This is a genomic window from Enterococcus raffinosus, assembly GCF_019175485.1.
GTDB classification, from domain to species: domain Bacteria; phylum Bacillota; class Bacilli; order Lactobacillales; family Enterococcaceae; genus Enterococcus_A; species Enterococcus_A raffinosus.
In genome coordinates this window covers 579,086-592,552 of the sequence record NZ_CP072888.1, presented here as the reverse complement: position 1 = coordinate 592,552, position 13,467 = coordinate 579,086, and the positions used below count along the sequence as shown (strand labels likewise).

13 protein-coding genes are annotated in these 13,467 nt (G+C 38.0%); 1 reads left to right on the top strand and 12 read right to left on the bottom strand.

Going from position 1 to position 13,467, the window contains the following annotated elements:
* Positions 1–22 precede the first annotated feature (22 nt).
* From J9537_RS02895 to J9537_RS02885, 3 genes are all read right to left on the bottom strand, one after another.
* Complete coding sequence (locus J9537_RS02895; protein ID WP_218256687.1) at positions 23–592, bottom strand: hypothetical protein; 570 nt, start codon at positions 590–592, stop codon at positions 23–25.
* Between the two features lie 1,267 nt (positions 593–1,859).
* Positions 1,860–2,567, bottom strand: a complete 708-nt coding sequence (locus J9537_RS02890; protein ID WP_218256686.1) for a helix-turn-helix domain-containing protein — start codon at positions 2,565–2,567, stop codon at positions 1,860–1,862.
* 399 nt (positions 2,568–2,966) lie between these two features.
* The gene (locus tag J9537_RS02885; protein ID WP_218256685.1) at positions 2,967–4,280 is read right to left on the bottom strand and encodes an NCS2 family permease; all 1,314 of its coding nucleotides are present in this window, start codon (positions 4,278–4,280) and stop codon (positions 2,967–2,969) included.
* A 347-nt stretch (positions 4,281–4,627) separates the two neighbouring features.
* Here J9537_RS02885 and J9537_RS02880 point away from each other — a divergent pair, with 347 nt between their 5' ends.
* The gene (locus J9537_RS02880; RefSeq protein WP_218256684.1) at positions 4,628–5,539 is read left to right on the top strand and encodes a prenyltransferase; all 912 of its coding nucleotides are present in this window, start codon (positions 4,628–4,630) and stop codon (positions 5,537–5,539) included.
* A gap of 42 nt (positions 5,540–5,581) precedes the next feature.
* Here the strand turns inward: J9537_RS02880 and J9537_RS02875 are convergent, their stop codons facing one another.
* The 9 genes from J9537_RS02875 to J9537_RS02835 form a co-directional block, all read right to left on the bottom strand.
* Positions 5,582–6,358, bottom strand: a complete 777-nt coding sequence (locus tag J9537_RS02875) for a DeoR/GlpR family DNA-binding transcription regulator (protein WP_218256683.1) — start codon at positions 6,356–6,358, stop codon at positions 5,582–5,584.
* A 68-nt stretch (positions 6,359–6,426) separates the two neighbouring features.
* On the bottom strand, positions 6,427–7,473 hold the full coding sequence (locus J9537_RS02870) for an alcohol dehydrogenase catalytic domain-containing protein (RefSeq protein WP_218256682.1): 1,047 nt from the start codon (positions 7,471–7,473) through the stop codon (positions 6,427–6,429).
* Positions 7,474–8,496 (bottom strand): Gfo/Idh/MocA family oxidoreductase, encoded by a 1,023-nt coding sequence (locus tag J9537_RS02865; protein WP_218256681.1) that lies wholly within the window; start codon positions 8,494–8,496, stop codon positions 7,474–7,476.
* Between the two features lie 8 nt (positions 8,497–8,504).
* Positions 8,505–9,881, bottom strand: a complete 1,377-nt coding sequence (locus J9537_RS02860) for a PTS fructose transporter subunit IIC (RefSeq protein WP_218256680.1) — start codon at positions 9,879–9,881, stop codon at positions 8,505–8,507.
* Between the two features lie 15 nt (positions 9,882–9,896).
* On the bottom strand, positions 9,897–10,343 hold the full coding sequence (locus J9537_RS02855; protein WP_218256679.1) for a PTS sugar transporter subunit IIA: 447 nt from the start codon (positions 10,341–10,343) through the stop codon (positions 9,897–9,899).
* Between the two features lie 4 nt (positions 10,344–10,347).
* Positions 10,348–11,025 (bottom strand): deoxyribose-phosphate aldolase, encoded by a 678-nt coding sequence (deoC, locus tag J9537_RS02850; RefSeq protein WP_218256678.1) that lies wholly within the window; start codon positions 11,023–11,025, stop codon positions 10,348–10,350.
* A gap of 158 nt (positions 11,026–11,183) precedes the next feature.
* The gene (locus tag J9537_RS02845) at positions 11,184–11,483 is read right to left on the bottom strand and encodes a rhodanese-like domain-containing protein (protein ID WP_218256677.1); all 300 of its coding nucleotides are present in this window, start codon (positions 11,481–11,483) and stop codon (positions 11,184–11,186) included.
* The gene (locus J9537_RS02840) at positions 11,476–13,125 is read right to left on the bottom strand and encodes an FAD-dependent oxidoreductase (protein ID WP_218256676.1); all 1,650 of its coding nucleotides are present in this window, start codon (positions 13,123–13,125) and stop codon (positions 11,476–11,478) included. The genes J9537_RS02845 and J9537_RS02840 overlap by 8 nt, the downstream gene beginning before the upstream one ends.
* Position 13,126: 1 nt before the next feature.
* Complete coding sequence (locus J9537_RS02835) at positions 13,127–13,438, bottom strand: rhodanese-like domain-containing protein (RefSeq protein WP_218256675.1); 312 nt, start codon at positions 13,436–13,438, stop codon at positions 13,127–13,129.
* Between the last annotated feature and the right edge of the window lie 29 nt (positions 13,439–13,467).

The window sequence follows — 13,467 nt, the reverse complement described above, 5'->3', positions numbered from 1 at the left end:
TTTAACTCCTACCAACGTTTCTTCAATTGCTACTATTTACTGACTTAATAGATTGCACATGATTTTCTGCTTGTTGAATAATCGTGCGACTTAATCTCGTTGCCTCTAACAACGTATCTGCAGCATCCGCTCTTGCAAATAACTCTAAGTCAAAGTTTCCTTCTTTTTGAAATAGATAATCAAACAACGCTTCACTTTTATCATGTTCATACATATATTGTTCTAACAACCGATCATATTTTTCTTGTAATTCCTTTACATTCTGATCGCCTTTGTACCCTTTAGAACGTTTCTCTATTCCCTTTTGGAAAAGCCTTCCTCGTAAAATAAAGCGACGCCTATCTAAATTGTCCTTGTTATGGTAGACCACTTCATCTTGAGTTGGAGGCAACTGTGTTTCTTCTAACTGTTTTGTTATTTCCTTCAAGCGATAACGATATGCTGAAACTTTCTCTTCTAAAGCTCCTCGGATTCCCTCCAGCTTTTTCACTTGATTCAACAATTCATCATTTCTATCTTCTAACAATTGAACTTTACTTAAAATTTTCCCATTATTACTTTCTTTTAATTTAGAATCATCCAAAATTTCCAACCTAGCCTCATCTCTCTTCTTTGTGATTAAGATTAAAAATATTTTCTTCTTTATGTATGAATTTTGACTTATTATGTAAAACTTCATCTCTCTTCCGAATAAGCAACATTCATTAATGAAATCATTTGAAGCTTATCTTCTATTTACTAACCTTTGATTTTTGGACTACTTTTTCTTCTCCTCCCTCTCAATCAGGTATCTTTAGAAAAAAAGATGCAGCTCCATTTTTTGCCTTTTTTTCAATCAATGAAATATTTGTTTTCTATTTGAATTGACTGATGACTATGGAAGCTAAGTAAAGAAGCAGACTCCCGACCGTAATAACTATTAGACTCTTAGACAACAAAACTGTCTTCTCTACTCCGATTCAAATCGAATAAAAATTATTTTTATTTTAAATAAATAATTTTTATGTTTTATTATACATCTATTTTTAAAAAATTATAAAATATTTTTTATAATAAATCAACAGCATATTAACTTTTAGAGAAACCTTTTTTTTAAAATGAATTTTGCTTAGCGAAATTTTTAATCGTTTACACATTTTAAATTTGTTTACTAAAATCTATTCGCAACTTAACATAAATAGCTATATAATAATAATTATCTGTAAACAATCCCTCTGTAACAAGAAAAATATTTAGTCTTTAAGTCTACTCCTGAAGAAGAAAATAGGTAAAAAACGTACTTTTTGTGATGGTAAACCACTCAATAAATTTTAATATAATTATTTGAAAAATAATTTTTTGCGACATTATTCAAGAAACGCTACTTGGTTTTTTATACACTTATAATAGATATTTATTAATTCGGCTTTTTTAATCGTCACTTATCTTTACACAAATATGACTTGTCTTCTTTTTATATTCATTCTAATCTTCGCGAACGGTTCTAATATAATAAAATTATAATCAACATTTTTTAGCTAAAGAAACCGCTTTATCATCGTATTCGCTGAAAGTAAAAATTGTAGATTTCTTGCTAGAAACGATTCTTTTATTACTTAATAAAGGATTTATCGCAATATTTTAGCCCTGTATCATTAATAGAATCATCACTATATATCATTTCTGTCAGATTAATTATATTATTTTGACAATTATCAGTGCATTAATATAAACTTTTTCTTTTTCAATATTCTGAGAGAGATATGATTGGATAAATGACAAAAAAGCGATTTTTGTCTCGTTGTTTCGAAACAAAAATCGCTTATTGAGCTTTATCAAATGATTCATAGCAAATTGTCTATTTGCAGTTTTTCCATGTGTTAGTGCACTGAAGTTTCTTGTAAGACAACATAGTCATTCTCTAAGTATTCAAAAAACTTTTTATTTAAACGGTAGCCCTGTCCCCAAACGGTCTGAATCGCTTCATCGCCAAAGCGGTTTTCTAGCTTTTCATTCACTTTTGATACAACCTTTGAAAGACTTGCTAAAACTGATTTCGTTGGTTCTTTTTCCCATATCTCACGACTTATTTCTTCCCTAGGTACTGTTCGGTCACCCGATTGAATCAAGTAATAAACAATTTCTTTTTGCTTCAGCTTCAAATTCAATTCTGATAACCTTTGTTTAACACTCACCTGCTGAACATGAGCAGCATCTTTGGAGGCCAAACTTGATAGTTCTGCAATTAACAAGTTTTCACGTAATCGTTCTAAATCAGAGTTCACTGGAAGCCACGCATCAAATGGTGCAGGATCTTTCTCATCATGATTCCCGTTTATTGCTCGACGAAATAGTTTTATCCCCTCTTCTTGAGGTAAATACTTGATCACTTCGTATGCCTCTACATCATAAAGTGTTTCACTAAAAATAATGCCTTCAAACTGATTGAAGAAACTTTTATCAAAAGAATTTCTCTTTAGTTTTGTTATCAAATTAGCGGAACAATAAACCTCATTTCCTAACTGTTTCAATTGTTTTTCAAAATTTTCTTCATACAATGGAACCTTCGTTAAAAGCAATAATTGCATAGTTTGTTTCCTCCTTAAAAATACCCTTCCAGTCTTGCGAATACCAATAATGGAATCACTCATTAATAAATTTCGAAAATTAATCTGAATTTTCATTAATTGTCGCATAAAAGAAAAATAATTACACGAGTCAATTATATTATACTGTTAATTTTAGGTCAATTTTTAATTTCATATAACAAAAACATAAGTGATGAAATCATCCGGTAAAAAATACACCTATCCACTTCAATTAAATGGCAATTTAAACAAAACGAGATTTAAACAGAGATATTAATAGCATTTAAAGCACAACGTTTAAATCAAAAGATAAAAAAATGATCATTAAATGAATTTACGACACAATAAAACCGCTCATTCTTCGACAAAGCAAAAATTGAGCGGTTCCTCCAACTTCCATTATTTCACGTTTAGTATCCACATAAATCCAATAAAGACGAAGAAAAGCCCGTACATAATTGGAGAGACTTCCTTCCCACGCTTAGCAGCGATCATCGTGATTGGGTAGAAAATGAAGCCTAGTGCAATTCCATCAGAAATACTGTAGGTTAACGGCATGCCAATCAAAATTAAAAATGAAGGGATGGCGATTTCTAACTGATCCCATTTGATTTGTCGTAGCGATTGTGCCATCAATACACCGACAATAATCAAAGCTGGTGCTGTAACCTGTGATGTAACTACCGATAATAATGGTGAAAAAAACAATCCAAAGATAAAGAAAATTCCTGTCGTAATAGCTGTGAGTCCTGAACGGCCACCAACAGCGATACCTGCAGATGATTCAACATAGGCACCAACTGGCGACGTTCCTAATAATGATCCAGCTAACATGGCTGTTGAGTCAGAAGCTAAAGCTTTTCCAACCCTCGGCATTTTATTGTCTTTCATAAAGCCCGCTTGATTCGCTAAGCCGACTAGTGTCCCAGCTGTATCAAAGAATGTCACTAATAAAAAGGTGAGTACAACGACCCATAACTGAAGCGTATTGATATCTTTCACGTGTTTCAAAGCCACTAAAAAGGTTGGCTTCAGACTAGGGGCAGCTGAAATAATTTGAGTCGGTGCCTGGATCAAACCTGTAACCAATCCTAATAAAGTTGTTGCGACCATTCCTATAAAAATCCCGCCAGGAACCCGTCGCACTATTAAAATAGCTGTTACAATCAAACCGAAGATTGTTAGCCATGTTGTGCCCACACTCATTGAACCCAACCCAACCAATGTCGATTTGTTTGCAACGATAATACCACCTTCGCTTAATCCTAAAAAAGCAATGAACAAACCAATTCCTCCAGAGATGGCGTACTTTAAGTCTGCTGGAATAGCATCAATAATCATTTCCCGCAATTTGAAGATCGTAATCAAAATGAAAATCAGCGATGCGACAAAAACCCCTGCCAATGCCGTTTCCCAACGAATGCCCATACCAATACAAACGGAATACGCAAAAAAGGCATTGATTCCTAGTGCTGGTGCCGTAGCAATTGGATAACGGGCAAGTACACCCATCAAAATACACCCTAATGCACTCGCTAAGGCAGTTGCAGTAAATACTGCACCTTCATCCATCCCAGAGGCACCTAACACATTTGGATTGACAAAAAGAATATAGGCCATCGAAATAAAAGTAGTAAATCCTGCTAAAACCTCTCTTTTTACTGTTGTATTCAATTTCTCAAGTTCAAAATAGGAACTTATTTTCCCTCTCATGATGCTCCCCCTAAAATCTAATAATGTTCGTGAAATAATTGCTTGTTTTTTTAAACAACGAGGTCAATCATATAATAAACGCCATAATATGTAAACAATAATGTGTAAATAAGCCTAAACACGAACATTCGATAGTAAAACAACCGATTTCATCGAAACCCATTCTGGCTCCTTAAACAAACTATTGGACAAAATTCCTAAACCTCGCTATTTTTGAAAAGGACTTCTCTATTTGATGGTCTTTTAACTTCGCTATAGGAAGTCACATGTTTGCCATCTTACTATTAATGAAAAGCTTCTCTGTTCATTCACACCATCATCATAAGTACAGCAAAAGGAGAATTATTTTGAAACAACTTACCTTTAAACAATTTTGGGAATTATCCGAAATTTACACTGCGCCATTAAATCTATTTATTATTTTACTAGGATATGCTATTGCCAAGTATCAATTCGATAGTCTGCCAAGTCCTGAATTCTTTTTATTTGTTTTGATTATTGTGATGTTTCATATCACCGTGAATGTTTTTAACCATTATATGGACTATCGAAATGCCTCTGATGAAAACTATAAACAACAAACCAACATCATCGGACGGGATCACTTGGATCTACGCTTTGTACGCAATTTTTATTTATTTAATCTATTGGTTTCTTTCTTATTAGGATTACTATTGGTTTGGCGAACGAATTGGGTAATAGGGATTTTAGGGGTGATTGGTTTTTATATTGGTTTATTTTATTCGTATGGTCGGCGTCCGTTAAACAGCTTGCCTATCGCTGAAGCCTTGACTGGTACCGCCAGCGGTTTTTTTATTCCTGTAATCAGCTATTATCTCGCAGTATACCAATCTCATGCAATCACTTTGGCAATGATCGGTAAAGTATTCCTGATTAGCCTGCCCTTAGTATTGATGATGTTCAATAATTTATTAGCCAATAATACCTGTGATTTAGAAGAGGATATTGAAAACCATCGCAAAACGCTGGTCTATTATTTAGGCAAACCGTTAGCAGTAAAAGTATTATCGGTTGTCTACATATTTAGCTTTATTTGGTTAATTGTTTTGGTCATCGCAGGATTGGATCCATGGACGGTCCTATTGCTAGTCTTCCTTTTTCCAAAAAACTGGCAAGGTTTAAAGAAATATCGAATGTTGCAGGATAAGAAAACAACGTTTCCGATCGTTTTGAAAGCCATGTCTGTAATCATGGTACTCTATCCAGTACTTTATTTTATCGGTTCATTTTTTGCATAAGCAAAGCCTGTGTAATTCCATTGAGAATTACACAGGCTTATTTTATACAATCAAAAAATTAATATTTAACGCATCAATGTCTGCTTGTTGTTCACGAGTTATTCGTGAGTCGGTAATCAAATAATCACATTCCTCAGGTTTAGCAAACTGTTTAAAGCTGCGTTGATTGATTTTATTTGACTCACATAAGACAATTTTTATTCGTCCAATGTTTAGTAGGCTTTTTTTCATTTCTGCTGTTTCATAATTAGGCGTCGAATACCCATAGCTCTTATCAAAAGAAGTGGTTCCAAGAATGATTTTATCTACAGAAAATCCTGCTAACCCAAGAGCTACAGAACTTCCAGAAACATATGGATACCCATTGCGGATCGCTCCGCCAATAACTTGTACCTGATAATTTGTTTTTTCGCTTAACAATAAGGCAATCTCCAAATCGTATGTCAAAATCGTTAAACGCTTTAACGAACTATTGATCAATTTCTCTGCAAAGGCTCTACAAGAGGTTCCTGTATCGATCGCCAAAATATCATTTTCTTCAATCAACTTGACCGCTCGCTCAGCAATCCGATATTTTTCATTTGTGCGTTCACGACTCTTAGGAATAATTTCAACACTCCGTTGAAAATCGCGCTTGATCACACCTCCGTGTGTTCGAGTCACTAATCCCTCATTTTCAAGCTCACGCAAGTCATTTCGAATCGTTGATCCTGTGACGTTAAAAATATCGGCTAACTCCGCAACTTGCATACGATTCTTTTCGTTGACTAGATTCACGATGGACTGCTTCCGTTCCTCTGCGTATAATTGATCATCCATTTTTAATCACCTTTTTGTGTTTTGTTTCATTATAAAAGAAACTGAAAATGTAAGCAATTAAACTAAAATTATTCTTTGAAGACAATCACGTTTTTTAACCCAATTGCTTTTTTAGCATTGTCTAAGGCCTTATCAAATTGATCGAATGAATAGCGTTTTGTGATCAGTTCCTTCAGGGGAATTCTCCCACTGGCAACCAACTGAGCAGAGGTTCGATACCCCATCAAACTTGCACGAGTACAGCCAAAGACTCTTAATTGTTTATAATGCAGGATATTCGTATTTAGTTTAACTTCTTCTTTTTCCTTTGGCAGTCCGCCAAAGAATAGGCAGCGGCCATTCATTGCCATATAGTTGAAGCTGGCTTCTTGAGCCTGTGGTGCCGGTGCCGCAATAATGCAGAGGTCAACGCCCTGATGATTAGTTTCAGCAAAAATTTTCTCCTGTAAATTCTTTGAAGTCAGTGGAATCAAATCGGGAATCATTTTTTTCGCATCCGCCAGCCGACTTTCCGATAGGTCATTCATCATCACTTTTCCGGCACCTCTAGCTCGCGCCAACATCGCGTGCATGATCCCGATTGGTCCTGATCCAATGATCAACACATGATCTCCAGGCTTGTTTCCAGTAATCTCCTGTCCATTAAATACACAACTAAAAGGTTCAATTAATGCCGCTTCTTCATAAGACAAAGCATCTGGAATCAACGAGATATTTCCTTGGCGTACTGCTTTTTCAGGAATGACTAAGTACTCTGCAAATCCTCCTGGCAAATTGATCCCGAAGGCTTCGTAACTGTCACATAAATGTGTATTTCCACTGACACATTGATCACATATCCCACAGCCCATATTCGGAGCGATTGCAACCCTCATCCCTTTTTTATAAAAATTAACAGAAGCTCCAACTTCAACAATATCCCCTGAGATCTCATGACCTAAAGTTAAGGGTGTTTCTTCACTTGCGGTAGGATATCCATTCTTGTACATGCGAACATCCGTCCCGCAGATGGATGCTGCTCTCACCTTTATCAGAACTTCTTTTTCAGATATCGCTGGTTTGGCCAGTTCGCTCAATTGAATCTTTTCTTTTCCTAATAATTGGATTGCTTTCATTTATCCTTCCACCTCGACAATTCTATTTTCCAGCAGTGAAGTTAAGCCGGCATTGACCAATCGAACGGACATTAAGCCATCGTGACCTGTACACTTAGGTGTCGTGTCATTCAAAATGCAATCAATAAAGGCCTGATCTTCAGCTACATAAGCTTCTCTAAACAAGTACATCCAGCTGTGCATTGTTGGTTGGGTCAGTTTCTGATCACTTGTCGCGACTACAATATTATGCTTTCCCTGATCACCAACCAAAATACTTCCTTTGGTACCAAGAATCTCCGTACGCGCATCATATCCATATTGAACATACTGTGCTCCATCAATCAGACCCAGCTTGCCATCTTCAAAACGCAGGTTCATCGCTACCGTATCATAATAATCAGGAAACTGATCGCTTACCTCTGGTGAACGATAATTGCCGCCATTCGCATAAATACTTTTCACTTCACTGCCAGTCAGCCAGCGCAAGGTATCTAAATCATGACTATTCACCTCGCCAATTGGCCCATTGCTTTTATGGATATCGAACATCCAAGGCTTTGGTTCACTCGGTCCGTGGGTTAAGGATTTCACCAAGACAACCTCACCGATCGCACCAGAATCCACGACTTTTTTTGCTTCCTGAAAGCTTGCATCGAAACGTCGCATAAATCCAACCTGCAGCTTCACTTGATTTTCCTCTGCCGCTTGGATCATTTCCAAACATTCTGCTTCATCCATTGCTAAAGGTTTCTCACATAAAATGTGCTTTTTCGCCGCTGCAGCTGCCAATGCGATCTCCTTGTGGTGAATCGTTGGTGTAACAATCACAACAGCATCAATCTCTGGGTTTTCCATCACTTCCCGATAATCCTCGTAAAGATATTGGCAATCTACTTCTTTTTGAGCCAGCTCCAAGCTTTCTTTTGAAGGATCACACAAAGCGACCAGTTTTGCATTTTCAATTCGACGAGCAAAGTTTTTTCCATGGATCATTCCTGCTCTGCCAGTACCTATCAAACAAATGTTAACCAATTTTGACATGCCAATCATTACTCCTTAGCTGTTTGTTTCTTCTGCGAGAATACTTTTACTGCTGTTACTAAAAATCCGCTAACCGCTGTTCCGATAGCTAATGCTAAAACATACAATAAGACATTTTCGACTGCTCCAGGAATCAGGAATACGAAGAAGCCACCATGGGGAACTGCGATTCCGCACTTGAAGATCATCGACAAAGCACCGGTAATCGCTGAACCGACTGTTACTGACGCCAGCACACGAATCGGATCAGCCGCAGCGAAAGGTATCGCCCCTTCAGAGATGAAGGATAATCCTAATACCCAAGCTGATTTTCCTGCTTCACGTTCTTCTTTGCTGTATAAGTTTTTTCCTAAAACTGTTGACGATAAGGCCATTGCTAAAGGCGGAACCATCCCAGAAATCATTACTGCTGCCATTACCATACTTGTTTCCCCAGCACCTAGGTTTGTTAGGGACGCCACACCGAAAAAGTAAGCTGCTTTTCCGATCGGACCGGCCAAATCAATCGCCATCATCCCGCCTAAAAGCAGTCCCAGCAACACTGAATTCATTCCAGACAAACTGTTCAACCAATTGGTAATCCCTTCATTTAACGCTGTAATCGGAATCCCTACAATAAATTTCATGACAAGTCCCACCAGTAATACCGATACGACTGGAAGAATCAAAACAGGCAATAAACCCGAAAATGCAGGGGGCAATTTCAATACTTTCTTCAACCCATAAACCGTGTACCCTGCTAAGAAACCGCCAAGCAAAGCCCCTAAGAATCCCGCATTCATTGATGAAGCGATCATTCCCGCGACCATCCCTGGAACAAGTCCCGGACGATCAGCGATCGAGAAGGCGACATAACCACCTAGGATTGGCCACATTAAGCCCATTGCAATCCCACCTAATTCATTGATTGCTGAGGCAAGCTCTCCTTCTGCATTAATCCCGCCGAATGCAAAGGCTAACGCAATACATATCCCCCCTGCCACAACAAAAGGAATCATATAAGAAACACCTGTCATCAAATGACTATAGATCCCGCTTTTTTCTGATTTTGCTTCCGACTTAACCTCCGTGTTAGTCGAATAAATCGCCGCATTCGGTGCTCGGTCAAACAACTCATCAGGATGATCAATCGCTTCAGTAACATCAACTTCTAGTAGGCGTTTTCCATTGAATCGATCTTTATTCACCGATGTACTGGCCGCAATAATAACCGCATCGGCATCTTCTATCTCTTGTGGTGTTAAAACGTTCTCTGCACCAATGGAGCCTTGCGTCTCTACTTTGATTTCAATATTTCGCTTTTTAGCAGCGATTTCTAAATTTTCCGCTGCCATATAAGTATGTGCGATACCAGTCGAACATGATGTAATCCCCACAATTTTCATTTTTTTCACCTTTCCTTATTCAAAAATCTGATAGATTTCTTCAGCGTCTGTGACAGTCATCAGTTTTTGACGGACATCCTCATGCATTAGCTTTCGAGAAAGCTTACTAAGAATTCTCAAATGTTCATCATTTGATGTTTCTGGAACAGCAATCAAAAACATCAAGTGAACGGGTTTACCATCCATTGAATCGTATTGAATTCCCGCTTGACTACGACCAAATGCCAATGAAGGTTCCGCAACCGCCGCACTTTTTCCATGAGGAATCGCTACCCCAAACCCAATCCCCGTAGTGCTTTCTTCTTCTCTCTTCATTACAGCTTCTAAGTAAACGCTATCATTCGTTACAACACCCTTTGTTAAAAAGGTGTTCGCAAGCTCACTGATCGCTGCTTGCTTATCTGTCGTTTTTAGATCAAATTTGATAAATGCTGGTTTCAATACATCACGAATTTCTGTCATTTCTCTACTCCTTTAAATTCTTGTATTCTTCTAAGATCTTGATCCCTGAGCTTGTTCCTAATCGTTCCGCCCCTGCTTCAATCATCTTCAAAGCAGTATCCAAATCACGAATGCCGCCAGCTGCTTTTACTTTCACTTCATTCCCTACGATTTTTTTCATTAAGGCAACATCTTCTAATGTCGCTCCTCCTGTTCCAAATCCTGTTGACGTTTTGACAAAATCAGGTTTTACCTCTTTGGCAATTTCACAAACCGCGATTTTTTCTTCATCGGTTAAATAGCAATTCTCTAAAATAACCTTGCTGATAATTCCGCCTTCATGAGAAGCACTCACAATTGCTTTCATTTCTTCTCGAATATACTTTGTATCACCCTCTTTTAATTTGCCAATATTGATTACATAATCAATTTCATCCGCACCGTTTTTAATGGCGTCCTTTACTTCAAAAACTTTTGTTTCAATTGTTGTCTGCCCCAAAGGAAATCCGATAGCCGCTCCTACATGAACCTTACTGTCTTTCAAAAACTCTCGACACATCTCTACAGGATAAGAATTAATCGCTACCATTTTAAAACCATACTCATCCGCTTCCTTACATAGCTGTTCAAGTCCTTCTTTGGTTGCGTCGGCCTTCAACAATGTGTGATCAACCATATTTGCTAATTTTCCCAACTCAATCATCCACTTACTCCTTTTCATTTTTATTTACACCTTTATACTATCATTTGTTTTCATTTTGTCAACATATAAAAATAAAAAAGCAGAAATAAAACAAAAAAGCACTCCTTTACATATTTAAAGGAGTGTTTCCGATATTACTATTTGAAAGCAAATGAAAGTTATCTAACCAATTCTCCTGGCCAAGCAGCGGTGCCGCCTAATACATTGATTACATTGTAGCTTTGTCCAGCTAAAAAAGCACAAGCATTTTCAGACCGAGCACCGGATTGGCAAATTAAATAATAGTCTTTACTGTCATCAAGTTCTGTAATACTACCGCTTAAACTGCTCAATGGCAGATTTTTTGCATGAGGAACATGCCCCATTTGGTATTCATAGCTTTCTCGAACATCAATGATCTCCAATTCCTTATGATTCGCTAACTGGTAAAAATCTTTCATAGTAATTGAACTAGTCATAAATCAATTCCTCCGGTCTCACAGTTTTATATAAAGCAAATGCGCCGTCCAAATTTTTCACTTTGAAGCCCTTTTGTTTTAGAATACGTTCAGCGACATAGCTACGTAGACCACTATGGCAGCTAACAATATATTCTTTTGCTGGGTCCAGCTCACTGATTCTTTCACGTAATTGATTCAGAGGAATATTGATTGCACTAGAAAAACGGCCATTTGCTAATTCTTCAGGATTTCGTACATCCAGTAACTGACTGCCATTTTGCTGCTCTTCCTTTAATTGATGCCATTGGATCGAGTCACTCATACCTTCAGAGAGATTGATCGCTGCATAGCCCAACATATTGACGGGGTCCTTTGCAGAACCAAAAGGTGGTGCATAGGTGAATTCTAATTCAGGTAAATCAAAAATTGTTAATCCACCCTTGATAGCTGTCGCCAGAATATCGATACGTTTATCTATCCCATTGACGCCCACACCTTGAGCCCCATAAATTTTTCCAGTTTTCGGATCAAACACTAATTTCAATACTAGATCACTTGCATTCGGATAATACCCTGCATGATCCTTCCCAGAAACATGGACCACTTGATAATCCAAACCTAATTGTTTCACCGCGCGTTCACTTAGACCTGTCGCAGCGGCAGCTAGATCAAACACACGGACAATCGCAGTCCCGATACTTCCACGATTTGTTCGTTGCAAACCAGCAATAGTATCTGCCACTTGTCGCCCTTGACGATTTGCCGGTGAAGCAAGTGAAATCAACGCATCTTCACCGCTGACTTGTTGTTTGACCACGATCGCATCGCCAACCGCAAAAATGTCCGGTATACTAGTCTGATAAGATTCATCCACTAGGATACCGCCGCCTAAACCTGTTTGTATCCCCGCTTGTTTCGCCAATGTATTCTCTGGTCGAACACCCACTGATAGAATCGTAAGATCTGAATATACTTCTTCTCCATTGGTCAACAGGATCTTCTGTCCCTTTTCACTGAAACTTTGCGCAGATTCTCCAGTAATGACATGAACCCCTTTATTCATCAACTCATTTTTGACATATGCGGCCATCTCTTCATCTAGCGGTGGCAAAACATGAGGTGCCTTCTCGATAACTGTGACTTCTAATCCCCGTGACTTTAAATTCTCTGCCATTTCAAGTCCGATAAATCCTGCACCGATCACTGTTGCCTTAGTTGGGGATTTTTCTAAAGCCTGCATGATTCGATCCAAATCTGGTACATTGCGTAAGCTGTAAACATTCTCACTCTCAGCCAATCCAGCCATTTCTGGAATCAATGGCTTTGCACCAGGAGATAAAATCAATTTGTCATAGCTTTCTTCAAAGCTTCCTTGATCATTTTCGACGGTCACCGTTTTCTTTTCTGGAGAAATAGCTGTAACTTCGTGGAAAGGTCGAACATCCAAATTAAAACGCGCCTTTAACGATTCCGGTGTTTGAACCAAAAGAGCGTCACGATCCGCGATCTCTCCAGAAACATAATAAGGCAACCCGCAATTAGCAAATGACACAAAAGGTCCTTTTTCTAACACAACAATCTCTGCATCTTCCATTAACCGACGCAAACGCGTAGCCGCTGACATTCCGCCTGCAACGCCGCCTACAATAACAATCTTCATTTTACTTTCCTCCTCTGATCGGTCCCTGCCAACGATTCATACCACCTTGCACATTTGTTACCGTATACCCTTTTTGTTTCAAAACCTTCGCCGCTTGTTTGCTACGCATTCCAGATTGACAAATAACGTAGAGCTCGTTTTCTTTTCCTTTATAACGATCGATTTTGTTCAATGGGTAGTTCACCGCCTTAGCAATATGCCCTCTACGGTATTCTTCTGGTGTTCGAACATCGATTAATGTAATTGATTGTTCAAGCTTATCCACTAGTTCATTTGTTGAAATACTTGGTATCTTTTGAAATAGTTTAAACATCTTCTTCACTCCTTTTCTATCACTTATAA